General features: G+C 68.8%; 26 protein-coding genes. 14 read left to right on the forward strand and 12 right to left on the reverse strand.

All coding sequences use genetic code 11. The annotated features are described in order from the left end of the window. Window positions 1-63 precede the first annotated feature (63 nt). The 10 genes from BLQ77_RS17995 to BLQ77_RS18040 form a co-directional block, all read right to left on the reverse strand. On the reverse strand, window positions 64-1341 hold the full coding sequence (locus BLQ77_RS17995; protein WP_089961724.1) for an O-acetylhomoserine aminocarboxypropyltransferase/cysteine synthase family protein: 1278 nt from the start codon (window positions 1339-1341) through the stop codon (window positions 64-66). A 296-nt stretch (window positions 1342-1637) separates the two neighbouring features. Next, window positions 1638-2789, reverse strand: a complete 1152-nt coding sequence (locus BLQ77_RS18000; protein WP_089961726.1) for a WD40/YVTN/BNR-like repeat-containing protein — start codon at window positions 2787-2789, stop codon at window positions 1638-1640. A 130-nt stretch (window positions 2790-2919) separates the two neighbouring features. Next, window positions 2920-3921: a GT-B fold glycosyltransferase domain-containing protein gene (locus BLQ77_RS18005; RefSeq protein ID WP_089961728.1), complete on the reverse strand. Its 1002-nt coding sequence runs from the start codon at window positions 3919-3921 to the stop codon at window positions 2920-2922. Between the two features lie 72 nt (window positions 3922-3993). After that, complete coding sequence (locus BLQ77_RS18010; RefSeq protein WP_089961730.1) at window positions 3994-4686, reverse strand: metal-dependent hydrolase; 693 nt, start codon at window positions 4684-4686, stop codon at window positions 3994-3996. A 219-nt stretch (window positions 4687-4905) separates the two neighbouring features. After that, complete coding sequence (locus tag BLQ77_RS18015) at window positions 4906-5601, reverse strand: N-acetylmuramoyl-L-alanine amidase (protein ID WP_089961734.1); 696 nt, start codon at window positions 5599-5601, stop codon at window positions 4906-4908. Beyond that, the gene (locus BLQ77_RS18020) at window positions 5562-6254 is read right to left on the reverse strand and encodes a hypothetical protein (RefSeq protein WP_089961737.1); all 693 of its coding nucleotides are present in this window, start codon (window positions 6252-6254) and stop codon (window positions 5562-5564) included. Before BLQ77_RS18020 ends, BLQ77_RS18015 begins: the two co-directional genes overlap by 40 nt. A 33-nt stretch (window positions 6255-6287) precedes the next feature. Then, entirely contained in the window at window positions 6288-7775 is a 1488-nt protein-coding gene (gene gatA / locus BLQ77_RS18025; protein ID WP_089961740.1) for an Asp-tRNA(Asn)/Glu-tRNA(Gln) amidotransferase subunit GatA, read from the reverse strand. After that, on the reverse strand, window positions 7772-8059 hold the full coding sequence (gatC, locus tag BLQ77_RS18030; protein WP_008886296.1) for an Asp-tRNA(Asn)/Glu-tRNA(Gln) amidotransferase subunit GatC: 288 nt from the start codon (window positions 8057-8059) through the stop codon (window positions 7772-7774). The genes gatA and gatC overlap by 4 nt, the downstream gene beginning before the upstream one ends. Before the next feature lie 279 nt (window positions 8060-8338). After that, the gene (locus BLQ77_RS18035) at window positions 8339-9730 is read right to left on the reverse strand and encodes a helix-turn-helix domain-containing protein (protein ID WP_008884656.1); all 1392 of its coding nucleotides are present in this window, start codon (window positions 9728-9730) and stop codon (window positions 8339-8341) included. A gap of 150 nt (window positions 9731-9880) precedes the next feature. After that, window positions 9881-11104: a multidrug effflux MFS transporter gene (locus BLQ77_RS18040; protein WP_089961743.1), complete on the reverse strand. Its 1224-nt coding sequence runs from the start codon at window positions 11102-11104 to the stop codon at window positions 9881-9883. A gap of 175 nt (window positions 11105-11279) precedes the next feature. On the opposite strand from BLQ77_RS18040, the gene BLQ77_RS18045 reads away from it, so the two are divergent. The 8 genes from BLQ77_RS18045 to BLQ77_RS18075 all read left to right on the forward strand — a co-directional run bounded on the left by BLQ77_RS18045 (window position 11280) and on the right by BLQ77_RS18075 (window position 17790). After that, a complete protein-coding gene (locus BLQ77_RS18045; protein ID WP_008884675.1) occupies window positions 11280-12812 on the forward strand; it encodes an acyl-CoA carboxylase subunit beta in 1533 nt (510 codons plus the stop codon). 19 nt (window positions 12813-12831) lie between these two features. Beyond that, entirely contained in the window at window positions 12832-13170 is a 339-nt protein-coding gene (locus tag BLQ77_RS18050; RefSeq protein ID WP_089961745.1) for a hypothetical protein, read from the forward strand. Continuing rightward, window positions 13167-13559: a DUF6497 family protein gene (locus BLQ77_RS18055; protein WP_008884294.1), complete on the forward strand. Its 393-nt coding sequence runs from the start codon at window positions 13167-13169 to the stop codon at window positions 13557-13559. Before BLQ77_RS18050 ends, BLQ77_RS18055 begins: the two co-directional genes overlap by 4 nt. Before the next feature lie 214 nt (window positions 13560-13773). After that, window positions 13774-13914, forward strand: coding sequence for a hypothetical protein (locus BLQ77_RS28855; RefSeq protein ID WP_165617147.1), 141 nt, complete (start codon window positions 13774-13776; stop codon window positions 13912-13914). 72 nt (window positions 13915-13986) lie between these two features. Beyond that, window positions 13987-14349 carry a hypothetical protein gene (locus BLQ77_RS18060; protein WP_089961748.1) on the forward strand — a complete coding sequence of 121 codons (363 nt, stop codon included), beginning with the start codon at window positions 13987-13989 and terminating at the stop codon, window positions 14347-14349. Window positions 14350-14713: 364 nt separating this feature from the next. After that, window positions 14714-14923 (forward strand): hypothetical protein, encoded by a 210-nt coding sequence (locus BLQ77_RS18065; protein ID WP_089961750.1) that lies wholly within the window; start codon window positions 14714-14716, stop codon window positions 14921-14923. A 140-nt stretch (window positions 14924-15063) separates the two neighbouring features. Next, entirely contained in the window at window positions 15064-17064 is a 2001-nt protein-coding gene (locus BLQ77_RS18070) for an acetyl-CoA carboxylase biotin carboxylase subunit (protein WP_089961753.1), read from the forward strand. 192 nt (window positions 17065-17256) lie between these two features. Beyond that, entirely contained in the window at window positions 17257-17790 is a 534-nt protein-coding gene (locus BLQ77_RS18075; RefSeq protein WP_242661772.1) for a hypothetical protein, read from the forward strand. 7 nt (window positions 17791-17797) lie between these two features. On the opposite strand, the gene BLQ77_RS18080 is transcribed toward BLQ77_RS18075, so the two are convergent. Further along, window positions 17798-18277, reverse strand: coding sequence for a DUF4174 domain-containing protein (locus tag BLQ77_RS18080; protein ID WP_040384159.1), 480 nt, complete (start codon window positions 18275-18277; stop codon window positions 17798-17800). Between the two features lie 136 nt (window positions 18278-18413). Here BLQ77_RS18080 and BLQ77_RS18085 point away from each other — a divergent pair, with 136 nt between their 5' ends. The 6 genes from BLQ77_RS18085 to BLQ77_RS18110 all read left to right on the forward strand — a co-directional run bounded on the left by BLQ77_RS18085 (window position 18414) and on the right by BLQ77_RS18110 (window position 24650). Continuing rightward, window positions 18414-19349, forward strand: coding sequence for a hypothetical protein (locus BLQ77_RS18085; RefSeq protein ID WP_089961758.1), 936 nt, complete (start codon window positions 18414-18416; stop codon window positions 19347-19349). Next, entirely contained in the window at window positions 19312-21441 is a 2130-nt protein-coding gene (scpA, locus tag BLQ77_RS18090) for a methylmalonyl-CoA mutase (protein ID WP_008885594.1), read from the forward strand. Before BLQ77_RS18085 ends, scpA begins: the two co-directional genes overlap by 38 nt. A gap of 354 nt (window positions 21442-21795) precedes the next feature. Then, window positions 21796-22413 (forward strand): VOC family protein, encoded by a 618-nt coding sequence (locus tag BLQ77_RS18095; RefSeq protein ID WP_089961760.1) that lies wholly within the window; start codon window positions 21796-21798, stop codon window positions 22411-22413. Further along, window positions 22410-22889, forward strand: a complete 480-nt coding sequence (locus BLQ77_RS18100) for a GNAT family N-acetyltransferase (RefSeq protein ID WP_089961763.1) — start codon at window positions 22410-22412, stop codon at window positions 22887-22889. The genes BLQ77_RS18095 and BLQ77_RS18100 overlap by 4 nt, the downstream gene beginning before the upstream one ends. 41 nt (window positions 22890-22930) lie before the next feature. Beyond that, complete coding sequence (locus tag BLQ77_RS18105; RefSeq protein ID WP_008885498.1) at window positions 22931-23614, forward strand: molecular chaperone DjiA; 684 nt, start codon at window positions 22931-22933, stop codon at window positions 23612-23614. Window positions 23615-23624: 10 nt separating this feature from the next. Then, on the forward strand, window positions 23625-24650 hold the full coding sequence (locus BLQ77_RS18110; protein WP_089961765.1) for an endonuclease/exonuclease/phosphatase family protein: 1026 nt from the start codon (window positions 23625-23627) through the stop codon (window positions 24648-24650). 29 nt (window positions 24651-24679) lie between these two features. On the opposite strand, the gene hisA is transcribed toward BLQ77_RS18110, so the two are convergent. Continuing rightward, the gene (gene hisA / locus BLQ77_RS18115) at window positions 24680-25402 is read right to left on the reverse strand and encodes a 1-(5-phosphoribosyl)-5-[(5-phosphoribosylamino)methylideneamino]imidazole-4-carboxamide isomerase (RefSeq protein WP_008883600.1); all 723 of its coding nucleotides are present in this window, start codon (window positions 25400-25402) and stop codon (window positions 24680-24682) included. Between the last annotated feature and the right edge of the window lie 13 nt (window positions 25403-25415).

Below are 25415 nucleotides of genomic sequence, written 5' to 3' on the forward strand. Positions count from 1 at the left end.
CATCGCGGATCCGCAAATCCCCGGAAAAGCAAAGGGCCCGGCGCTGCCGCCGGGCCCGGCCGGTCATCCGGCGTTCTTCAGCGCCTGGTCGAGGTCGGCGATCAGGTCGTCCGGGTCCTCGATCCCGATCGAGATCCGCACCACGTTCGGTGCGGCCCCGGCGGCGATCTGCTGCTCTTCGGAGAGCTGGCGGTGCGTGGTCGAGGCCGAGTGGATCACCAGGCTCCGGGCATCGCCGAGGTTGGCGACGTGGCTGAAGATCTCGAGCCCGTCGACGAATTTCAGGCAGCTCTCGTAGCCGCCCTTCAGCGCCACTGTGAACAGCCCGCCCGCGCCGTTGGGACAGATCCGCGCCACCCGGTCGTTGTAGGGCGACGAGGGCAGGCCCGCGTAGGTCACCTGCGCCACCGCCGGGTGGTTCTCGAGCCACGAGGCCACGCGCACCGCGTTCTCCACGTGCTTCTGCATCCGCAGCGACAGGGTCTCGATGCCCATCAGCGTGTAATGGGCGCCCTGCGGGTTCATCGTCATCCCGAGGTCACGCAGCCCCACGGCGATGGAATGGAAGGTGAAGGCCAGCCCGCCGAAGGTCTCGTGGAACTTCAGCCCGTGGTAGGCGGGCTCGGGATCGGCGAGCGAGGGGAACTTGCCCGAGGCGGACCAGTCGAACTTGCCGGAATCCACCACCGCGCCGCCGGTCACCGTGCCGTTGCCGGTCATGTACTTGGTCAGCGAGTGCACCACCAGCGTCGCGCCATGCTCGATGGGGCGGCAGAGGTAGGGCGTGGCCGAAGTGTTGTCGACGATGAGCGGCAGCCCGGCGCGGTCGGCGATGGCTGCCACCGCGTCGAGGTCGGTGACGTAGCCGCCCGGGTTGGCGATGCTCTCGCAGAAGATCGCGCGGGTGTTCTCGTCGATGGCGCCCTCGATGGCGGCGGGGTCGTCGAAATCGACGAAGCTGCAGGACCAGCCGAAGCGTTTGATGGTCTGGCTGAACTGGGTGATCGTGCCACCGTAGAGCCGCGTCGAGGCGACGATGTTCAGCCCCGGGCCCATCAGCGGGAACAGCGCCATGATCTGCGCCGCGTGGCCGGAAGAGACGCAGACCGCCCCGGCACCGCCCTCGAGCGTCGCGACCCGCTCCTGCAGCGCCGCCACCGTCGGGTTGGTGAGGCGCGAGTAGATGTAGCCCACCTCCTGAAGGTTGAAGAGCGCCGCGGCGTGATCCGCATCGCGGAAGACATAGGCGGTGGTCTGGTAGATCGGGGTCTGACGTGCGCCGGTCGCCGGATCGGGGCGCGCGCCCGCGTGAACCTGCAACGTGTCGAAGCCGTGAGTCATCGAGTCCTCCCTCTGGATTCCCTGCCCGAAAGGGTTAGGACATTGTGGCCCGGCTCACAACAGGCGGCTTGGTCGCGGGGGGGCGGCTGGGGGCTTGGGTGTTGCGGCATGGCCGTGAGCAGGCGTTGGCGCGGGCGTTGTGGCGACAGGGCGCGCGTGGACCCTACGCGCCGCGCGCACCGCAGCCCGACCGGCGCACACGGCTCCGGCGTCCTCACAGCCCCCGCCGAAGCGCCCCAGGCACGGCGCCATCCCGAAGCCAGCGCCCGCGCGGCATCGCCTCAGGCGGGCGCCGCTCAGGCCTGCTCCAGCACCTCGACGCAAAGCACCGTCGGCAGGTGCCGCGCGATCTCCTGCCAGCTGTCGCCCTCGTCGGCACTGGCGAAGACCGAGCCGGTGTTGGTGCCGAAATAGACGCCGGCGGGCTCGGCGTGGTCGGTGGCCATGGCCTGCCGCAACACGGTGAAAAAACACGATTGCTGCGGCAGCCCGTCGCGGCAGGCGTGCCAGCTCTCGCCGCCATCGCGCGAGCGCCAGACCGCGGCGCTGGCCTCGGGCGGGTAGCGGCCCTCGGTGTCGCCGTTCAGCGGCAGCGTCCAGATCGTCCCGGGGTCGCGCGGGTGCACCCCGATGGGAAAGCCGAAGGTCGAGGGCAGCCCGTCGGTGATCTCGTCCCAGCTGCGCCCGCCATCGCGCGAGCGGAAGACGCCGTGGTGGTTCTGCTGGTAGAGCATGTCGCCGTCGCCCGGCGCGTGCTGGAGGTTGTGCACGCAATGGCCGGTCTCGATGCCGTCCCCGGACGCCGGGTGGCTCGACGGCGTCGCCGGGGCGTTGGAGCGGCGGTTGCGGCGCTCCCATGTGTCGCCGCCGTCCTCCGAGGCGAAGACCCCCGCCGCCGAGATCGCCACCCAGATCTTCTCGGGCGCGTCGTGCACGGTGACGATGCTGTGCAGCGTGAGCCCCGCCGCCCCGGGCTGCCAGCTGTCCGACGAGGGGTGATCGGCGAGCCCGGCCATCTCGTCCCAGGTCTCGCCGCCATCGGTGCTGCGGAAGAGCCGCGCGGGCTTGGACCCGGCGTACAGCGCCTGGGGCGTGTGGCGCACCGACCAGAGCGCGTCGAGCCGCCCGGTGAAAGGGGCGGGGGGCTGCGCGGTGACGCCCAGCAGCTTCGCCGTGTCGGGGTCGTTGCGCACCCAGTCGTCCATCTGCCCGTCGGCGAGCTTGGCCAGCGTCCAGTCCGTGCCGTCGCCGCTGCGCCAGACCCCGGCGCCGAACCAGTCGTTGCCGCCCACCGCCCAGATCCGCCCGGTCTGCGGGTCGCCGCCCATGTGGTTGATCGGCCAGCCGTCGCAGAATGGCCCCGCGACCGACCAGCCGTCGCCCTCGGGCGTGCCGGAGAGCAGGAAGGCGCCCTTGGTGGTGCCGACGAGGACGGTCACGTGGGTCATTTTTTTGGGCTCCGAATGCGCATGGCGAAAATATGATGATATCAACCTATCACGAGCTGACAGATTCGCGGAACGCGTTTTCGGATCACCGGCGAGGTGCCGCCGTCTTGCTCTGCGCGGGGCGGGCGCCTCAGCGCATCCAGAGGCCCTCGCGCTTGAGCCGGTTGCGGATCGCCTGTTCGCGCCGGGGCAGATCGTCGCGATCGAAGAGCGCCCGCGCCTTCGCGCCGCGCCCCTGGTAGACCATGCGCCGGATCGGCACGTACTGCTTCAGCACCTGCCGGACCCGGTGCGGCGCGGCAATCTCCTCGAGCCGCTGCACCACCGCGTCGGCCTCGCGGGCGTAGAGCAGCGGCAGCGCGCGGTAGTGGCAGGTGACCGCGCCATCAAGCAGCCCCTCGGGCAGCGCGTCGCGCCCGCCGCCGAACGCGTGGATCACCAGCGGCAGCGCGATCTGGTCGAGCCACGGGTCGAGGCTCTGGCACACCAGCTCCGGCGGTGGGTCGTCGCGGATCTCGAGCGCGTAGTCGAGGAAGCGCTGCCCGAAGCGGCGGGGGCATTCGTAGAAGAAGAAGCCCGCGTTCAAGTAGAGGTAGCGGCGCCAGTGCTCCTCGGGCCAGCCGGTGTCGAGGGAGCTTTCGAAATCGAGCCCGAAGCGGTCGTAGAGCGATGTCCAGATCGCGGTGTAGCCGGGGCCGTAAAGCTCGATCTGTGGCCACGTGCCCTCGCGGCGGAGCGAGGCGCCGGGCCGGGCGAAATCGAAGGGCACGGAGGCGAGATCGCCAAGCACCAGCGTGTCGGTGTCGAAGAACACGAAGGGCTCGCCCTCGGGCAGGGCGGCAAGCGCCTCGATCTTGTTGCCGTAGGGATAGGCCTGCCCGAAGTGGCGGCTCTCGAAGGGCAGGAAGATGGCGCCGTGCGCGCTGAGAAGCTCCCGCACCTCGGCATCGAGGATGCGCGGGTTCTGCGACCAGAGCGGACCGGGCTGCGGCTCGGCCACGAAGAGCCGCACCTGATCGCGCGGGGTCGCGTGGGCGAGCGACAGGGCGAAGAGCAGCGCCTCGTACTGCAGCCGCCCCGCCTGTCCGACGATCATCACGTTGAGCGGTTGCGCCCGCGCCGGTGCTGTCATGCCCCCCGCCTGCCTCGTGTCCTGCGGTGTTTTCCCGCCATCATAGGCCGCCGAAGGGCGCGGGCCGCGCCGTCAGATCTCGATGGCTTCGAGAACCTCGGGCTCGATCACCTTCACCCCGGGCAGGCCCGCGGCCAGCGCCTCGGCGGATTGCTCGAGCGCGTCGAAGGTGCGGTAGTGCATGGGGATCACGGTCTTGAAGTCGAAGTAGGTCTTCGCCGCCCAGGCCGCCGCCTTCATGTCCATGGTGTAATAGCCGCCCGCCGAGAGCATGCCGATGTCCGGCTTGTGATAGGCGCCGATCCACGCCATGTCGGCCATGATCGTGGTGTCGCCCGAGAAATAGATCGTGTGGCCCTCGCCCTCGATGATGAAGCCGGTCTCCATGCCGGTGTAGACGGGCTTGTCGTCCACGGTCATCGACGAGCTGTGCGAGGCGGGCACCATGGTGATCTTGACCTCGCCGAAGGCGATGGTGCCGCCCTTGTTGAAGGCGTGGCCAGCGTTGGCGCCCTGGCTTTCCAGCAGGCCGATCAGTTCGAAGATGCCGGAGACCGGCAGGCCGGTGTCCTTCGAGATCTGCACCACGTCGGAGCTGTGGTCGAAGTGGCCGTGGGTCATGAGGATCTGCGTCGCGCCCTCGAGCGCCTCTGCCTTGCGGTCCTCGGGCATCATGGGGTTGCCGTTGAGCCAGGGGTCGATGAGCAGCACCTGATCCGCGATCTCGAAGCGGAAGGAGCCGTGGCCGAGCCAGATGATCTTCATGGGGGAATCCTCCGGTTGCGTGTTCCGGCCCGACGGTAGCGCAACTTTGCGGGGGGTAAAGGGGGCGCTGCCCCCATCTGCCTGCGGCAGACTCCCCCGGGATATTTATGGCCACTGGAAGACGGGGCGTTCAGACGGGGCGTGTTTTCCAATGGCCCCAAATATCCCCGCCGGAGGCAGGCACGAGGCCGCGAACACGCGGACCGCCGGGTCTTTTCGTCAGGCCGCCGGCCAGGCGCGGGCAAGCCCCGCCATCAGGGCGCGGTCGGTCAGGTCGAGCGGGCCGCTGGCGCCGGGCCGGAACCGGTCGCGGAAGGCGGCGAGCAGGGCGTCGTGCTGGTCGGGGGTGAAGCGGTAGCCGAAGCTTCGGGCGTCGGTGTGGAAATCGCCGGGTGCGCCCGCATCGGCGCGGATCGCGAGGCCGCGCCGCGCGAGCCGTGCCCAGTCGAACCGCGGGCCGGGGTCGATCTTGCGCCCCGGCGCCATGTCGGAATGGCCGATCACCCGCTCGGGCGGGATCTGCCAGCGCCCGAGGATGTCCGCGAGCAGCGGCTCGAGCGCCGCCATCTGGGGCTCGGGGAAGGGCTCCTTGCCGGTGTTGGCAATCTCGATGCCGATGGAGCGCGAATTCACCTCCTCGACGCTGCCCCAGGCCCCGAGGCCCGCGTGCCAGGCCCGCATGTCCTCGCGGACCAGCTGCCAGCAGGTGCCGTCACGCGCGATGACGTAATGGGCCGAGACTTCGGAGACGGGGTTGCAGAGCCAGTCGCGCGCCGCCTCGGCGCCGGCCATGGCGGTGTAGTGCAGCACGACCATGTCCGGCGCCGCGCCAAGCCGGCGCGGGCCGAAATTGTCGCTGGGGTGCCAGAGCGGCGTCAGCCGCCGCGCGCCGCGCGGAAGGGCGCGGGGTCCCAGGCGCAGGCGAAGCCGTCGCCATCGGGGTCGAGCCCCTTGCGGTCCCGCTGCGGGCCGCCGCCCGCGAGGAAGGCTTCCTGCGCGAGGTCGGACGAGTTGTACTGCCCGCAGGCGCGCCCGATGCGGTTGCCGTCATAGCGCCCCGAGCGCTCGTAGAGCGGTGTGCCTACCGGGTTGGTGGTCTGCAGCGCGTAGGCCACGATATTGGGGCTGTTGCTGTCCGGGCGCGGCGGCAGCTGCGTCGGCGTCACAACCTGATACTGCGCCCGGTTCTGGGCGATCAGCGCCGCGTCGTCCTGGATGTCGCGCTCGGCCGAGACCGCCTCGAAGCTGTTCTCGTTCGAGATCCCGGCGGAGTTGGTGACCATCTGCGGCGCGGCATTGGAGGGTGAGGCCTGCAGCGGCGCCACGCCCGAGTTCTGCGCCGCGGCGGTGGCGGCCGCCTGCGTCTCGAGGCTGTTGCCGTCGAGGGTGCTGGTCTCGACCGCGGTTGGCGGTTGAACGGTCAGCTGGGTGTTCTGAGCCTCCTGCTGCGAGCGGTACTGCTGCTCGCCGTAGTCCTGGAACCCGACCCCTGCACCGCTGTCGGGCATGTTCGATGCACATCCCGCCAGCGCCAGCGCCGCCACTCCGCAAAGGAAAACCGTTCTCATGTCGATATCGTCACCCTTCCTGTCCGTGCGTTCCTACCACCACTTCGCCGGTTTTTCCACAAAGCCCGCGGCGCGCTCGAGCGCGTAGGCGGTGTTCAGCAGATCGCCCTCTTCCCAGGGCCGCCCGATCAGCTGCAGCCCCAGCGGCAGGCCCTGCTTGTCCAGCCCCGCCGGAACGCTAACGCCCGGAAGCCCGGCAAGGTTCACCGTGACGGTGAAAACGTCGTTGAGATACATCTGCACCGGATCCGCGTCCTGCATCTCGCCCAGCCCGAAGGCGGCCGAGGGGGTGGCGGGGGTGAGGATGGCGTCGACCCCGGCCGCGAAGGCGTCCTCGAAGTCCTTCTTGATCAGGGTGCGGACCTTGCGGGCGCGGTTGTAATAGGCGTCGTAGAAGCCCGCCGACAGCACGTAGGTGCCGACCATGACCCGGCGCTGGACCTCGGCGCCGAAGCCCTCGGCGCGGGTCTTCTCGTACATGTCGTTGATGCCCTCGCCCTGCGAGAGCCGGGCGCGGTGGCCGTAGCGCACGCCGTCGTAGCGGGCGAGGTTCGACGAGGCCTCGGCCGGCGCGATCACGTAGTAGGTGGGCAGCGCGTACCTGGTGTGCGGCAGCGAGATGTCGACGATCCTGGCGCCCGCGTCCGCCAGCATGTCGCGGCCCCGGGCCCAGAGCGCCTCGATCTCGTCGGGCATGCCGTCCATGTGGTACTCGCGCGGGATGCCGATGGTCTTGCCGCGGATGTCGCCGGTCAGCATGGCCTCGAAATCCGGCACCGCCAGCTCGGCCGAGGTCGAATCCTTGGGATCGTGACCGCACATCGCCTGCAGCAGGATCGCGGCGTCGCGCACGTCCTTGGTCATCGGGCCGGCCTGGTCGAGCGACGAGGCGAAGGCCACGATGCCCCAGCGCGAGCAGCGCCCGTAGGTCGGCTTGATGCCGGTGATGCCGGTGAAGGCCGCGGGCTGGCGGATCGAGCCGCCGGTGTCGGTGCCGGTGGCGGCAAGGCAGAGATCCGCCGCGACCGCCGCCGCCGAGCCGCCGGACGAGCCGCCGGGCGTCAGCGCGGTGTCGTCGTTGCCGCGGCGCCACGGGTTGACCGCGTTGCCGTAGCACGAGGTCTCGTTCGACGAGCCCATGGCGAACTCGTCCATGTTGAGCTTGCCGAGCATCACTGCGCCCGCGTCGAAGAGCTTGCCGGTGACGGTGGATTCGTACTCGGGCCGGAAGCCCTCGAGGATGCGCGAGGCGGCCTGCGACGGCACGCCCCTGGTGCAGAAGAGGTCCTTGATGCCCATCGGGATGCCGCAGAGCGACGGCGCCTCGCCGCCCTTGATGCGGGCATCGGCGGCCCTCGCCTGCTCCATGGCGATCTCGGGGGTCTTGTGCACGAAGGCCCCGAGCGCGTCGGCGGCGTCGATGGCGCCGAGGCAGGCTTCGGTCAGCTCGACCGAGGTCATGTCACCGGCGCGCAGCGCGTCGCGCGCCTCGGCTACTTTCATCTTGGTCAGATCGGTCATTCCACCACCTTCGGCACGGCAAAGAAGCCCTCGCGGGCATCGGGGGCATTGCTCAGGATCTTGTCCTGCTGGTTGCCGTCGGTCACGCCGTCCTGCCGGCGCTTGAGACGCATCGGGGTGACCGAGACCATCGGCTCGACGCCCTCCACGTCCACTTCGTTCAGCTGCTCGATGAAATCGAGGATGTTCGAGAATTCCTGTGCCAGCGCCGGAAGCTGGTCGTCCTCGACCCGGATCCGGGCGAGCTTCGCCACGCGGGCGGCGGTGTCGGTGTCGATCGACATCGGGCGGCTCCCCTGTCTGAATATGTCCGCAAGAGTTTCGCCCGCTTTACCGCCGCAGCCGCGCAGCCGCAAGCGTGTCGGGCGCGCGCCACCGGCCACAAGGCCGTCATCGCGCAGCACGCACCACCCCATCACCGGCAGGATCCTCCGCGGCGCAGGCGACACCACCAGGACCGCCCCCGCCCTTCATCTTGCCAGATAAACTCCGGGGGTGAGGCGCGGCACGCGCCGAGGGGGCAGCGCCCCCTTCCTTTTCCCGAAGGTCTTCCCCCCGAAGCCTCACTCCAGCGCGTAGGGCAGCACCTCGCGCCGCTCGGGGTGGATGGCGAGCCGCTTCTCGAGCGGCGGCACCGAGCGCTGGTGGCAGTCGGTGCGCTCGCAGATCCGGCAGGAAATGCCGATGGGCTCGAAGGCGCCGTCGCGGTCGAGCCCCAGCCCGTCGGCATAGACCAGCGCGCCCGCGTGGCGCACCTCGCAGCCGAGCGCCATGGCATAGCGCCGCACCGGCGCGCCGAAATGACCGCCGCGCTTGGTGACGTCGCGGGCGAGCAGCACGTAGCGCACCCCGTCGGGGGTCTCGGCAAGCTGGCGCAGGAAGCGGCCCGGGGTCTCGAAGGCGCGGTGCACGTTCCAGAGCGGGCAGGCGCCGCCGAAGCGGGCGAACTGCAGCCGCGTGGCCGAGTGGCGCTTGGTGATGGTGCCCGCCTGGTCGACGCGGGCGAAGAAGAACGGGATGCCCTTGGCGCCGGGGCGCTGCAGCGTCGAGAGCCGGTGCGCCACCTGCTCGATCGAGGCCCCGAAGCGCGAGGCCAGCAGCTCGAGATCGTGGCGCGCCTCCTGCGCGGCGGCGAGGAAACGGCCGTAGGGCATCATCGCGGCGCCGGCGAAGTAGTTGGCAAGTCCCAGCTTGGCGATGGCGCGGGCGGCGTCGGACTGGAACCGCGCAAGGTCCAGCGTCGCCTCGAGCAGGTCGTTCTGCCGCAACAGCGCCACCTGCACCAGCAGCTGGAAGCTCTGGGTCTCGGGCGGGGCGAGGCTCGAGAGGGTGAGCACCTTGCGCTCGGGATCGAAGACCCGCAGCGCGCCGGTCTGGGCGAACTCGACGCGGATGCCGCGCTCGCGCAGCCGCGAAATGACGCCCGTGCGCATTTCGCCGGTCAGCCCGCCGGCGTAGTGCTCGGCAGCGCGGTCGACGGCGTCGATGTAGTTGTCGCAGTAGTGGAAGAAGTCGCGCACCTCTTCCCACGGCGAGGGCTGGAGCTGCGCACCCTCGCGCCCCAGCGCCTCGTCGAGCGAGGCCAGCCGCTCGTGGGTCTGCCGGTAGGCGCGGTGAAGTTCGAGGAAGGCGCGGGCCAGCGCCGGGGCGTTCGACGCGGTGAGCCGCAGGTCGGCCAGCGGAGGGGCCTCGCCGAACACCGGGTCGGCCAGCGCCTCGCGCATGTCGGTGACCAGGCGTTCGCTGTCGCCCTGTCCAAGCTCCGTGACGTCGAAGCCGAATTCCTGCGCCAGCGCCAGCACCACCGTGGTCGAGACCGGGCGGTTGTTGTTCTCCATCTGGTTCAGGTAGGGCAGCGAGATCCCCAGTTTCCCGGCGAAATCCTTCTGCGTCAGGCCGAGGCGGCCGCGCAGGTCGCGCAGCTTGGCGCCAGCATAAAGCTTGCGTGTGGGCATGTCTCCTCCTCCGTCACCCGGCGGGGCGGCCTGCAGGGCAGGGTGGCTTTGCAGCTTAGCGCCGGGTGGTGACGTTCTTTGCAAATCTCGCGCGCCACGTCCAGAGGGCGCGCGTGTGCGGAGGTCAGGATGGGCCGGACGGGGCCGGGCTCAGAGGGCAAGCCCGGCGAGGCGGCGCTCGCGGCGGATCACCAGCAGGATCGACACGATCGAGGCGACGCCGGTGGCGAACATCAGCCAGAGCAGCGGCCACGCGCCGGTGCCGGGTTGCAACAGCGCGCCCGCCAGCGCCGAGAGCGCCGCGCCGCCGCCGATCATGATCGCGCCCGAGAGGCCCGAGGCGGTACCCGCGAGATGCGGCCGCACCGACAGCGCGCCGGCGGTGGCGTTGGGGATGGTCATGCCGTTGCCGAGGCCGACGAAGGTCATGAAGCCGAAGAAGGTCCATTCCGACTGGAAACCCGCGGCGAAGACCATCAGCGCCGTGCCGAGTCCTGCGGCGTTCAGCACGCAGCCCCAGAGGATCATGCGGTTGATGCCGACCCGCGCCGAGTAGCGCCCCGAAAGGCCGTTGCCGATGAAGTAGCCCACGGCAGGTGCTCCGAAGAAGAACCCCAGCGCCGCGGGCGAGAGGTGGAACACCGCGGAGCCCACGAAGGGCGCGCCGCCGAGATAGGCGAAGAAGGCACCCGACGAGAGCGCGCAGGTCAGCGCGTAGCCCCAGAAGCGCGGGCTGCGGAAGAGCTCGGGGTATTCGCGGAACTGCTGCATCAGCGACAGCCCGCGCGACACCGAGGTCTCGCCGAGGTCGCGCCAGCTCATCCACAGGATCAGCGCACCGAGGATGAACAGGAGCCAGAAGGTCGACTGCCAGCCGAAGGCCTCGTCGAGCATGCCGCCGAACACCGGGCCCACCATCGGCACGACTGCGACGCCCATGGTCACGTAGCCGATCATCGACGCCGCCTGGTCCTGCGGTACCATGTCCCGGACCACCGCACGGCTCAGCACCATGGCCGTGACGACCACGGCCTGGCACATCCTGAAGGTGAGGAAGGTGGCGATGTCGGGGGCGAAGATGCAGCCGAGCGTCGCCCCGAGGAACAGCACCAGGCCCCAGAGAATCACGGGGCGTCGCCCGAACTTGTCCGAGATCGGCCCGATGATGATCTGCAGGAGCGCGTTCACCCCGAGGTAGATCGCCACCGACAGCTGCATGACCCGGTATTCCGTGTGGAAATGCTCGGTCATCCTGGGCAGAGACGGCAGGAACACGTTCATCGCAAGCGCCGACAGCCCGGCCAGCAGGATCAGCGTGACAATATGTGGCGGGGTCGAGCGGTCCAGAAAGCGAACCATGGGTCCATTTTGCATGGCTAGAGCCGTATGGTCCCCCGCGCGGTTTGTCCATTCGGGAAAGCCTGACCCCGATCTATTTGCTTTTTTGCAATTAGCTCATAATGCCATTTCCAAGCTTTGCAAATTTGCCGAATTTGACTTGAGTGGGAAAGCCGCCTCTGTATGGTCACGCCAAACGAAAGGGACGGCGATGAAAGACATTCTGCACGAACTGGAAGACCGGCGCGCAGGTGCGCGCCTCGGCGGTGGCCAGAAGCGGATCGACGCGCAGCACGCCAAGGGCAAGCTGACCGCGCGCGAGCGGATCGAGCTTCTCCTCGACGACGGCAGCTTCGAAGAATACGACATGTTCGTCGCCCACCGGTGCACCGATTTCGGCATGGAGAACAACCGTCCGTACGGCGACGGCGTGATCACCGGCTGGGGCACCATCAACGGCCGCATGGTCTATGTCTTCAGCCAGGATTTTACCGTCCTCGGCGGGTCGGTCTCGGCCACCCACGCGCAGAAAATCTGCAAGATCATGGACATGGCCATGCAGAACGGCGCCCCGGTGATCGGTCTCAACGACTCGGGCGGCGCGCGCATCCAGGAGGGTGTCGACAGCCTCGCGGGCTACGCCGAGATCTTCCAGCGCAACGTGCTCGCCTCGGGCGTGGTTCCGCAGATCTCCGTCATCATGGGCCCCTGCGCCGGCGGCGCGGTCTACTCGCCCGCCATGACCGACTTCATCTTCATGGTGAAGGACACCTCCTACATGTTCGTCACCGGCCCCGACGTGGTGAAGACCGTGACCAACGAGGTGGTGACCGCCGAAGAGCTGGGCGGCGCCTCGACCCACACCAGGAAGAGCTCGGTCGCCGACGGCGCCTTCGAGAACGACGTCGAGGCCCTGGCCGAAGTGCGCCGCCTCGTCGACTTCCTGCCGCTCAACAACCGCCAGAAGCCGCCGGTGCGGCCGTTCTTCGATGACGTGGCGCGGCTCGAGGACTCGCTCGACACGATCATCCCCGAGAACGCCAACCAGCCCTACGACATGAAGGAACTGATCCTGAAGGTCGCGGACGAGGGCGACTTCTACGAGATCCAGGAAGAGCACGCCAAGAACATCATCACCGGCTTCATCCGGCTCGAGGGCCAGACCGTGGGCGTGATCGCCAACCAGCCCATGGTGCTGGCGGGCTGTCTCGACATCGACAGCTCGAAGAAGGCGGCACGGTTCGTGCGCTTCTGCGACTGTTTCGAGATCCCGCTGCTGACCTTTGTCGACGTGCCGGGCTTCCTGCCGGGCACCGGCCAGGAATACGGCGGCGTCATCAAGCACGGCGCCAAGCTGCTCTTCGCCTATGGCGAGGCGACGGTGCCCAAGGTCACCGTCATCACCCGCAAGGCCTATGGCGGCGCCTATGACGTGATGAGCTCCAAGCACCTGCGGGGCGACGTGAACTATGCGTGGCCCACCGCCGAGATCGCGGTGATGGGCGCCAAGGGCGCGACCGAGATCATCCACCGCGCCGATCTCGGCGACCCCGAGAAGATCGCCAAGCACACCGCCGATTACGAGGGCCGCTTCGCCAACCCCTTCGTGGCGGCCGAGCGCGGCTTCATCGACGAGGTGATCCAGCCGCGGTCGACCCGTCGCCGGGTGAGCCGCGCCTTCGCGATGCTGCGGGGCAAGCAGCTCTCGAATCCGTGGAAGAAGCACGACAACATTCCGCTCTGATCCGGACAGGGGAGGGGGAATGGCCCGCGGGGCATGGCATATGCACGAGGAGGAGGGCGGGCTGATCCTGGCCCGCCGCTGGCCGGCGCGATTTGACCTCGTGGTCGAGACGCGCCTGCCGCCGGTGACGCGCCGGGGCCGGCTGGCCCACCAGGTGCGGCAGGACGTCTGGCGTGCCTTGCGCGACCTTCGCGGCTTCTCGCCCTGCGTGTCGGTGCGGACCGACGAAGAGGGCACCGTGCTGCGGGCGGGCGGACAGCTGGACGCGGCGGCCCCCGGAGCGTTGGCGGCGAGACGCATCGCCGCCGTTCTCGAGGACCCGGGCAACCGTGCCCGCTGGCTCAGGTGGTCCAGATGATGTTGAACCTGCCGGTGATTCTCCTCGTTGCCGCGGCAGCGATGCCGGTGGCGGGCGAGCCCGTCGTGGTGCCCTCCGGGATGCCGGTCAGCTTCGAGGATGTCATTTGGGACCAGCCCGGCGACGGTCTGGTCTACCGCTTTCGCTTCCTCGCACCCGAGATCGGGGGGGAGGCGCCGAGACTTTACGAAGAGGTGTCATCCGACATGGATTATCTATGCGAGTCCTTCGCGCTGCCGCGGCTCGCGGCGATCGGCCCCGAGCCATCGCGCATCGTGATCTCCCTCATGGCCGAACCGGTCGCCTTCGGCGATCCGGCGCCTGAGGTGAGGCAGTATTTTGAGGCCTACTCCCACGCTGAAGGCAACTGCATCTGGGAGGCTTTCTGATGCCTGCACAACATCTTGGGAGATTTTGCTCATACGGTGGGCAGACTGCGTCTTTGCAGTCACATATCCGCTTTGCAGCGCGAGGCAGATATTGTCCCCGCAAAACTTGGGCTATGTTGAAATCCGATTGCACCCAAGCAATCGAAACCTCGGAGCGAGGACAGGCAAGGCCAGAGGGCTTTGTCGGTTCCGTTGAACCTGACAGGAGAAAAAGATGTCCAAGAGCATCAAAGTGCTTGCAATGCTTGGTCTGTTCGGGCTTGCCGCTTGCGGCGGTCAGCAAGAAGAAGAGTACGTGGTGGTCGACCCCGAGCCCATCACGACCGAGCCCGTCTACACCGGCAAGTACAAGTAATACTGTGGGGCGGGCCTGCGGGCCCGCCCCCCTTTCGCCCCGCGCGGTGGCCCTCGGTTCGGAGGGCGGGCGATGCTGAAACACCGTGGCTTCCCGGGCCGTCTGCCCGGAACCGATTTCCAGTTCACCATCCGGCGGGCCAACCCGCGCGGCATCACTGCGCTCGTGCGTCGCGAACGCTATCGCGACCGCAAGGCCGTGGACAAGCGCGCCGACCTCGCCTTCATGGCGGCGCTGTGGGAACACTTCGGCGACCAGCCCTTCGAACGCGGCAATCTCGACGCGGGACGCCTGTCCTGGCTGTTCGGCCGCGAGGTGCTCCCCTACGACGATCCCTTCGATCCGGAGAGCTACGACTCGCTGCTCGTGATCAACGAGCAGGCCGCCCGCGCGTCCTTCCCCGAGGCCTTTGAGGAGGACGGGGATTGGGAGTGATTGCACAATCCATGATTGCGGATTGGCGGGAAAGCGCCGATCTGCGCGTGTGCATCAGATTCGCCTTTGCGGGGGGGGATCATTCGTGCAACGTAAGGTTGTTGCGAGTTGATTGGCGCCCTCGCAGGGCGCCCCTCATTCACCGTTACCCTTCCCCTTGCGGACGGCCCGACTTATCCCCTGGTCGGCCGTCCGCCCCTTCTTCCCGACGTGTGACGGTCGCCGCGCGGCTTTCCGCCCAATCTCGGCGCCGCGCCGCCGCTTTTGCGCGCGGTGACGAATTTCGGTGGAACCTCCCCGGGAAATCTGGCGTTTATGCTCTGATCGTTTCAACGACCAGAACGGAACAAAGGGAGTTTCCAACATGGCAAAGACCGCCATCTGCGTCGCCGCAATCCTCGGCCTCTTCACCGTCGCAGCTTGCGAAAGCTCGGACCTCAGCCGTGGCGCCATCGGCGCTGGCTCGGGCTATCTCATCGACCGCGCGGTCGGCGGTGACGGCATGGTCGGTGCAGCCGTTGGTGCGACCGCAGGCGTGGTCTGCGACGACGTCACGCCGCAGTACTGCAACTGATCGACTGATCTCCGCGGCGCCTCGCGCCGTGGCACAACAGACATCGAAGCCATCGGGGCCCTCAGCCCCGGTGGCTTTTTTCGTGGCCGGAGGCGCCGCGGCGCGCTGCGGCCGTGGGAACTCGTAGGAAAGGGACGACAATGTTCGACAAGATCCTGATCGCCAACCGGGGCGAGATCGCCTGCCGGGTCATGAAGACGGCCAAGAAGATGGGCATCAAGACGGTGGCTGTCTATTCGGAGGCCGACAAGCACGCCCTGCACGTCGCCATGGCCGACGAGGCGGTGCACATCGGCCCGCCGCAGGCCAACCAGTCCTACATCGTGATCGACAAGATCATGCAGGCCGTCAAGGACACCGGCGCGCAGGCGGTGCACCCGGGCTATGGCTTCCTCTCCGAGAACCCCAGGTTCGCCGATGCGCTCGAGGCCGCCGGCGTCGCCTTCGTGGGCCCGCCCAAGGGCGCCATCGAGGCGATGGGCGACAAGATCACCTCGAAGAAGATCGCGCAGGAAGCCGGCGTGAACACCGTGCCCGGCTACATGGGCCTGATCGAGGACGCCGACGAGGCAGTGAAGATCTCGGGCGAGATCGGCTACCCGGTGATGATCAAGGCCTCCGCCGGCGGCGGCGGCAAGGGCATGCGCATCGCGTGGAACGACCAGGAGGCGCGCGAGGGCTTCCAGTCCTCCAAGAACGAGGCCGCCTCGAGCTTCGGCGACGACCGGATCTTCATCGAGAAATTCGTCACCCAGCCGCGCCACATCGAGATCCAGGTGCTCTGTGACGCGCATGGCAACGGCCTCTGGCTGAACGAGCGCGAGTGCTCGATCCAGCGCCGGAACCAGAAGGTGGTGGAAGAGGCGCCGAGCCCGTTCCTCGACCCCGAGACCCGCAAGGCGATGGGCGAGCAGGCCGTGGCGCTTGCCAAGGCCGTGGGCTACACCTCGGCCGGCACCGTCGAATTCATCGTCGACGGCGAGAAGAACTTCTACTTCCTCGAGATGAACACCCGCCTGCAGGTGGAGCACCCGGTCACCGAGCTGATCACCGGCATCGACCTTGTCGAGCAGATGATCCGGATCGCCAACGGCGAGCCGCTGAGCATCACCCAGGATGACGTTGGCATCAACGGCTGGGCCATCGAGAACCGGCTCTACGCCGAGGACCCCTACCGCGGCTTCCTGCCCTCCATCGGCCGCCTGACCCGCTACCGTCCGCCCGCCGAGGGCGCTCTGGGCGAGGGCATCGTGCGCAACGACACCGGCGTCTTCGAGGGCGGCGAGATCTCGATGTACTACGACCCGATGATCGCCAAGCTCTGCACGTGGGCGCCGACCCGCGAGGCGGCGATCGAGGTGATGCGCAACGCGCTCGACAGCTTCGAGGTCGAGGGCATCGGCCACAACCTGCCCTTCGTCGCGGCCGTGATGGACCACGAGCGCTTCATCACCGGCAACATCACCACCGCCTTCATCGCCGAGGAATATCCCGACGGCTTCCAGGGCGTGACGCTGTCCGACGACAAGCTCCGCGACATCGCCGCCGCAAGTGCCGCGATGAACCGTGTCGCAGAAATCCGCCGCGCCCGCATCTCGGGCACGCTCGACAACCACGAGCGCAAGGTCGGCACCGAGTGGACCGTGACGCTGCAGGGTGCGAGCTACGACATGACGCTGGCCGCCGACCGGCAGGGCGCCACGGTGACCTTCTCCGACGGCGCATCCCTGCGGGTCGAGGGAGACTGGACCCCGGGGCAGACGCTCGCCCACATGACCGTGGACGGCAAGCCGCTGGTGCTGAAGGTCGGCAAGATCTCGGGCGGGTTCCGCATCCGCTCGCGCGGGGCGGATCTCAAGGTGCACGTGCGCACCCCGCGCCAGGCCGAGCTTGCCCGGCTGATGCCCGAGAAGCTGCCGCCGGACACCTCGAAGATGCTGCTCTGCCCGATGCCGGGTCTCATCGTGTCGATGAACGTGGCCGAGGGCGACGAGGTGCAGGAGGGCCAGGCGCTCTGCACCGTCGAGGCGATGAAGATGGAGAACATCCTGCGCGCCGAGCGCCGGGGCGTGGTCGCGAAGATCAACGCGGGGCCGGGCGACAGCCTCGCGGTGGACGACGTGATCATGGAGTTCGAGTAACCCGCGCCATGACCCTGCGCCGTGACATACCGGCCCCGCAGGCAATCGCCCGCGTGACGGTGTCCCCCAGATCCGGGGGAGATGTCTCCGATTGGTCGGAGACGTCACGGCGTTGCCGCAGTCTGCGAAGGTTGCGGCAACCTCTGGCGGCGACGCTGTCCCTGTGGGGGCATTGCCGCGGAGGTGGGTGTCATGACTGGGACCTGGCGGTCCGGGCGATGCGCCCGGGCCATGGGGCTGGCGATGTCGCTGACCCTGTCCACGGCGCTTTCGGGGTGTTTCTTCGAGACCGAGCAGAGCCTCAGGGCGCAGCTCTCCGAGACGCTCTACCTGCGCGAGCCGCTCTACTTCCGCGACCGGCTCGGCTGCACGGCGGCGCTCTACTCGCTCTATTCGCGCTATCCGAAGCCGGGGGTGATCCCGGTGAGCGACCTGACCGCGGCGCTGTTCCTGATGGAGCGGGGCAGGGCGGTGGCCTTCAACGTGGGGCTCAGCCCCGACGACATCTCGCGCGAGGTGATCGGTCGCGAGCAGCGCAGCGGGCTGGGGATCGTCAACGCCGGCGTCTCGGGGGCGACGGGCTGTCTCGAGGAACGGCTCGAGGTGCCGCTCTACGAGGCGATGCTGAACCCCGAGGTGGTCACGGTCTACGACCCGCAGGCGCGGGTGCTGTCGCTGATCGAGTGGGAGCAGAAGCGCGTCTGGGTGCTGCGTTCCTACGACTGAGCGCGGGTCACTCGGCGGGGGCGTCGATCGGGGGGCGCACGGCGGAGTGCCGGTCACGCACCTCCTGCTTGCGGAGGGGAAGCTTGTCGATGGACCGCGAGATCTCGCGCACGTCCCACGGCGCGGGCTTGCGCAGCAGGATCGTGCCGTCCTTCGAGATCAGCGTGAACATGAAGCCGCGCGGCCGCAGCTCCTGCCGGATCGGCGAACGTGCAGAGGGGTCGGTGTCGGTGATCACCACCACGTCGCGGTCCTCGAGCGCCCCGAGCCGGGCATTGATCAGCTCCATCTGCTGCACGAAGCGCGGGTCGGCCGGACTGTCGGCGAAGACCACCAGCGGCCGGCTGGTCCAGCGGAAGTCTTCGAGCGTCGCGTCGCCCGCCGGTCGGATGGCCTCGGCCGCGGGCGTTTCGGCACCCTGCGCCGCGCCAAGGCCCGCCGTCAGGGTGAACAGTCCGATGAGGACGGGTTTTATCCAGCGCATCATACCCCAAGATATAGGCACGGGGTGCCGCACCGCACAATGTTTCCAAGAGACTATCGGGATTTTTTCCACCCTTAACCGGTTTCACACCGGGGAGGGCGCATGATGCCGGGGATCGCATGCACAAGGAAATCCGGCCGTGGACATCATCCTGCACCTGGGCGCCCATCGCGCCGCCTCGACCTCGTTCCAGACCTACCTGCGGGGCGCGGATGCGCAGCTCGCGGGGCAGGGCATCGGGGTCTGGGGGCCATGGCGGACCCGCAAGGGGCTGTTCCACGGGCTGATGGAGCCCGGGGCGCGGCCGGGCGACGCGGAGCGCGCGGCGGGGCGGGTGCGGCTTGCCGCCGAGGCGGCGGCGCGGCGCGGGCTGGCGGTGCTTCTGGTCTCGGACGAGAACACGCTCGGCACGCCGCGGGCCTGCCTGCGCGCCCGCAAGCTCTACCCGGCGGCGGGGCCGCGGCTGGCGCAGCTCTTGCGGGGCTTCGGCTCGGTCGAGCGCGCGGTGCTGCAGATCCGCTCGTCCGAGATGTGGTGGGCCTCAGTGCTGGCCCACCTCGTGGCGCGCGGCATGGCGCTGCCCGAGCCGGGGCTGATCGACCATCTGATCGCGCAGCGGCGCGGCTGGCGCGAGGTGATCGCGGACGTGGCCGCGGCACTGCCCGGGACCGAATTGCTGGTCACGCCGTTCGAGCGTTTCGCCTCGCGGCCCGACCAGCTGCTGAAACGGACCACCGGCGTGCTGTTCACGCCGCCACTGCCCTCGGGCGGGATCTGGGCGCATCGCGGCCCCTCCCTGCCGGAGCTGCGCGCCCTGCTCGACGAGCGGGGCGAGGACGCATCGTCGCTGCCTGCCGGAGAGGGGCGCTGGATGCCCTTCACGCCGGTGCAGGCCGCCGACCTGCGCGAGAGATATGCCGACGACTTGTTCTGGCTGCGTGCCGGGGCGGACGGGCTGGCACGACTGACAGAGGACCCGGAGCCCGCGACGGCCAGCACGAACTGGCCGCCGGCTTCAAAGGAGAGAGGACGGGACGATGACGGCCAAACTGGACGATTGGCGCACTCTGGCTGAGAAGGAACTGCGGGGGCGCCCGCTCGACGATCTGACCTGGACCACCATCGAGGGGATCGAGGTCAAACCGATCTACACCCCCGCCGATGTCGAGGGGCTGCCGCAGGTCGGTGAACTGCCGGGCTTCGAGCCCTTCACCCGCGGCGTGAAGGCGACGATGTACGCCGGCCGGCCCTGGACCATCCGCCAGTACGCGGGCTTCTCCACCGCCGAGGAATCGAACGCCTTCTACCGCAAGGCGCTGGCCGCCGGTCAGCAGGGTGTCTCGGTGGCCTTCGACCTCGCGACGCACCGCGGCTACGACAGCGACCACCCGCGCGTGGTGGGCGACGTCGGCAAGGCGGGCGTCGCCATCGACTCGGTCGAGGACATGAAGGTGCTGTTCAGCGGCATCCCGCTGGACAAGGTGTCGGTCTCGATGACCATGAACGGCGCGGTGATCCCGGTGCTGGCGAACTTCATCGTCACCGGCGAAGAGCAGGGCCATGACCGGGCGCTGCTTTCGGGCACGATCCAGAACGACATCCTGAAAGAGTTCATGGTGCGGAACACCTACATCTATCCGCCCGAACCCTCGATGCGCATCATCGCCGACATCATCGAGTACACCTCGAACGAGATGCCGAAGTTCAACTCGATCTCGATTTCGGGCTACCACATGCAGGAGGCCGGCGCCTCTCTGGTGCAGGAGCTCGCCTACACGCTGGCGGACGGCAAGGAATACGTGAAGACCGCCATGGACGCCGGCATGGACATCGACAAGTTCGCCGGCCGGCTGTCGTTCTTCTTCGCCATCGGCAAGAACTTCTTCATGGAGATCGCCAAGCTGCGCGCCGCGCGGATGCTGTGGTCGCGCATCATGACCGAGCTCGGCGCCCGCGACGCCCGCTCCAAGATGCTGCGCACCCACTGCCAGACCTCGGGCGTCTCGCTGACCGAGCAGGACCCCTACAACAACGTCATCCGCACCGCCTACGAGGCGATGAGCGCAGTGCTCGGCGGCACCCAGTCGCTGCACACCAACGCGCTCGACGAGGCCATCGCGCTGCCGACCGAGTTCTCGGCCCGGATCGCGCGGAACACCCAGCTCATCCTGCAGGAAGAGACCGGCGTGACCAAGGTCGTCGACCCGATGGCGGGTTCCTACTACGTCGAGAAGCTGACCGCCGACCTCGCCGAGGCGGCGTGGAAGCTGATCGAGGAAGTGGACGAGATGGGCGGCATGACCAAGGCCGTGGCCAGCGGCATGCCCAAGCTGCGGATCGAGGAGACCGCCGCCAAGCGTCAGGCCGACATCGACCGCGGCGACGACGTGATCGTAGGGGTGAACAAGTACCGCCTCGCGAAGGAAGACGAGCTCGACATCCTCGACATCGACAACGCCAAGGTCCGCGAGGGCCAGGTCAGGTCGCTCGAGACCATCCGCGCGACCCGTGACGGGGCCGCCTGCGACGCCGCGCTGGCCGAGCTGGAGCGGCGCGCGAAAGAGGGCGGCAACCTGCTCGAGGCCGCCGTCGAAGCAGCCCGCGCGCGGGCCACTGTCGGAGAGATCAGCATGGCGATGGAAAAGGTGTTCGGCCGCCACCGGGCCGAGGTGAAGACGCTGGCGGGGGTCTACGGCGCCGCCTACGAGGGCGACGAGGGCTTTGCCGCCATCCAGAAGGCCGTCGAGGACTTCGCCGAGGAGGAAGGCCGCCGTCCGCGGATGCTCGTGGTCAAGATGGGGCAGGACGGTCACGACCGCGGTGCCAAGGTCATCGCGACGGCCTTTGCCGACATCGGTTTCGACGTGGATGTGGGCCCGCTGTTCCAGACCCCGGACGAGGCCGCGCAGGATGCCATCGACAACGACGTGCACATCGTCGGGATCTCGTCGCAGGCGGCGGGTCACAAGACGCTGGCGCCGCAGCTCATCGAGGCGCTGAAGGCGCAGGGCGCCGAGGACATCATCGTGATCTGCGGCGGGGTCATCCCGCAACAGGATTACAAGTTCCTCTACGACTCCGGCGTGAAGGCGATCTTCGGCCCGGGCACCAACATCCCGGAAGCCGCGCGCGACATTCTCGAGCTCGTGCGCAAGGCGCGGAGCTGAGCAGGGCCTGCGGCCCGGCGCATCGGGCCGTCGTGTGACATCGGACAGGGCGCGGAGGCAGGTCTTCCGCGCCCTTCTGTTTCGGACGCTTGGGGCCGGCGCCCCCCACGGACTGCGCCCCATGCGTTCGTCTGGTGGGCCTGCGGTGACGCCACCGCGCACCGGGCACCTTGGCAACTGCGTTCGAACCGGGAGTTTGTCGCGTTTTCGGGGGGCGCGGGCCGCCGCCGCGCGACATTCCCCTGAAAATCGACGGAGCGAGGGGGCAGCCGCGGCCCCTGACACTCTTTTTCGATTTTCTTGGCGATTTCCGTGGCCTATCGTTTCCCGAACCTTTCTGAAGACGGGCGGCGGATGAAGCTGCAACTGGATCACATCGCGGTGCTGGGCGAGAGCCTCGAGGAAGCGGTCGCCCACACCGAGGCGGCGGCGGGCGTGCCGATGCTGCCGGGTGGCGCACATGAGCGCTACGGCACCCACAACCAGCTTCTCGGGCTGGGCGGCGTCTATCTCGAAGCCATCGCCATCGACCCTTCGGCCGAGCCCCCGGGGGGCCCGCGCTGGTTCGGGCTCGACCGGTTCCACGGGCCGGCGCGGCTCGACAAGTGGATCTGCCGGGTGAGCGACATGGACGCGGCCCTTGCGGCGCTGCCCATGGCGGGCCGGCCGGTGGAGCTGGCGCGCGGGCGGCTGCGCTGGATCATGGCGGTGCCCGAGGACGGGCTCCTGCCCTATGACGGCGTCTTCCCGGCGCTGATCCAGTGGCTGAGCCCGGTGCCCGCGGGCGCCATCCTATCGGCCTCCGGCACGCGGCTCGAGGGGCTCGAGGTCATCCACCCGCAGGCCACCGAGCTGCAGGCGCTGCTGGCGCCTTGGCTCGACGCGCCGATGGTGCGCTTCACCACCGGTGCCAAGCCCGGCCTGCGGGCCGAGCTGCGCACGCCGCAGGGCCACCCGCGCGTGCTGCAGTGATCGTCCGTCCGGCCAACGCGTCGGACGCGGCAGCGCTCGAGGCACTGTGGAACCCGTGGATCGAGACCACCGCCATCACCTTTTCGACCGAGCTCAGGACCACCGAGGGCATCGCCACCGACATCGCGGCCCGGGGGCCCGCCTTCCAGGTCGCCGAGGACGCCGGCACGCTGCTCGGATTCGCCACCTTCTTCCCGTTCCGCGGCGGCCCCGGCTATGCCCGGACCAAGGAGCACACCGTCATCCTCTCCCCCGAGGCAAGAGGTCGCGGGGCGGGGCGCGCGCTGATGGATGCCATCGAAGAGGTCGCGCGGGGGCAGGGCGTGCATTCGCTCTTCGCCGGCGTGTCGTCGGAAAACCCAGCGGGCATTGCGTTTCACGCCGCCATAGGCTTCCGCGAGGCCGCCCGCCTGCCGCAGGTCGGCTGGAAATTCGGGCGCTGGATGGATCTTGTGCTGATGCAGAAATTTCTCTGAACCGCGCTGACAGTCCGCGCGGGACCGCGTAGAATCCGCCCATGTCGATCTGGACCCGCATAACCGAAGCGCTTTCGGCGCTGGCGAAGGGCGAGGGGCTGGGCGCGGTGTTCGACCGCCTCCGCCAACCGCCCGAGCGCAGCGTTGCCTTCACCATCGCCGTCATCGCGCTATCCGCCAAGATGGCCAAGGCGGACGGGCAGGTGACCCGCAACGAGGTCGCCGCCTTCCGCGAGATCTTCTCGATCGCGCCCGAGGACGAGAAGGCCGCAGCGCGCGTCTTCAACCTTGCACGGCAGGACGTGGCGGGGTTCGAGGAATACGCCCGCCGCATCCGCCGCATGTTCGACGACACCAAGGGGCCGGTCTGCGACCTGCTCGAGGGGCTGTTCTACATCGCCATGGCGGACGGGCACTACCACCCGGCAGAGGAGGCCTTCCTCGACCGCGTGGCCGAGATCTTCGAGATCCCGGCGGCCGAGTACCGCGCCGTCCGCGCCCGCTTCGTGCCCGACGCGGTGCCCGATCCCTACGCCGTGCTGGGGGTCGATCCGGCGACGCCGCTGCCCGAGATCCGCAGCCACTGGCGGCAGCTGGTGCGCGACAGCCACCCGGACGTGATGCAGGCGCGGGGCGTGCCGCCAGAGGCGGTGAAGCTGTCCGAGAAGCGGCTCATCGACATCAACCGCGCCTGGGAAGAGATCTCGGCGCAGCGCGCGGCCTGAGGCCGGGCGGGTGCGGCTCGCCACCTACAACATCGAATGGTTCGACGCGCTCTTCGACGATTCCGGCCGGCTGCTGGCGGACGGCGGCTGGTCGGGCCGTCACGACATCACCCGGCGCGACCAGGCCGAGGCGCTGGGCATCGTCTTCACCGCCATGGACGCCGACGCGGTGATGATCATCGAGGCCCCGGACACGGGCTCGCGGCGCTCGACCGTGCGCGCGCTCGAGGCTTTTGCCGAGGCCTATGAGCTGCGCACGCGGCGGGTGCTGACCGGCTTCGTCAACGAGACTCAGCAGGAGATCGCGCTGCTCTACGATCCGGCGCTCCTGAGCGCCCGTCATGCGCCGCTGGGGCAGGTGACCGGCAGCCACGGCTCGCCGCGATTCGACGGGGTGTTCCGCATCGACCTCGACATCGACGCCACCGAGGACCGGGTGGTGTTCTCGAAGCCGCCGCTCGAGGTCGAGGCGGTGACCGCGACGGGGCACGTGCTGCGGCTCATCGGGGCGCATCTGAAATCGAAGGCGCCGCACGGGGCGCACAACCGCGACCAGGTGATGCGGCTGGGCATCGCCAACCGCCGCAAGCAGCTGGCGCAGGCGATCTGGCTGCGGCGGCGGGTCGAGACGCACCTGCAGGCCGGCGAGAGCGTGATCGTCATGGGCGATCTCAACGACGGCCCGGGACTCGACGAGTACGAGCACCTGTTCGGGCGCAGCTCGGTCGAGATCGTGCTGGGGGAGGGGGCCGTGGACGAGGCGATGCGGCTGCACGACCCGCACGCGGCGCAGGCGTTGTGCAACCGGCTCGGGCCGCAGCCCACCACCGCGCGGTTCTTCCTGAAGTCCCAGGGGCGCTACCTGCAGGCGATGCTCGATTACATCATGGTCTCGTCCGACCTCGCCGCGACGCGCCCGCACTGGCGCATCTGGCATCCGTTCGACGACCCGGTCTGCTGGCGCACTCCGGAGCTCCGCGAGGCCCTGCTGACCGCCTCGGACCATTTCCCGGTGACGATCGACCTTGCGCTCTGAGGCGCGACTGAGGCGCGCTTGGCGGCGCCTCAGTCGCGCAGCAGCTTCAGCGCCTCGCGCAGGTCGATGGCGCCATCGTAGAGCGCCCGGCCCGAGATCGCGCCGTTGAGCGAGGTGCCGCAGTCGCGCAGCGCCTTGAGGTCCTTGAGCGACGACACCCCGCCCGAGGCGATGACCGGGATGGTGACCGCGCGCGCGAGCGCCGCGGTGGCCTCGATGTTGGGGCCCTGCATGGCGCCGTCGCGGTTGATGTCGGTGTAGATGATGGCGGCGACGCCCGCGTCCTCGTAGCTCTTCGCGAGCTCGATGGCGTCGACGTCGGTGACCTCGGCCCAGCCCTTGGTGGCCACGCGGCCGTCCTTGGCGTCGATGCCCACGGCGATCTTGCCGGGGAACTCGGCCGCGGCCTCGCGCACGAGGGCGGGGTTCTCGACCGCCACGGTCCCGAGGATCACCCGCGCCAGCCCCTTGTCGAGCCAGCGCTCGATGGTGGCCATGTCGCGGATGCCGCCGCCGAGCTGGGCGGGGGTGTTGGTGGTCTTGAGGATGGCCTCGACCGCGGCGGCGTTGACCGGCTCGCCGGCGAAGGCGCCGTTGAGATCCACGAGATGGAGCCACTCACAGCCGGCGGCCACGAACTCCAGCGCCTGGGCGGCGGGGTCGTCGTTGAACACGGTGGCCTTGTCCATGTCGCCGCGAAGCAGGCGCACGGCTTTGCCGTCCTTGAGGTCGATCGCAGGGTAGAGGATCATTGCTGTCTGCTCA

Origin of the sequence: Salipiger thiooxidans, from assembly GCF_900102075.1 — a bacterium.
Taxonomy (GTDB): domain Bacteria; phylum Pseudomonadota; class Alphaproteobacteria; order Rhodobacterales; family Rhodobacteraceae; genus Salipiger; species Salipiger thiooxidans.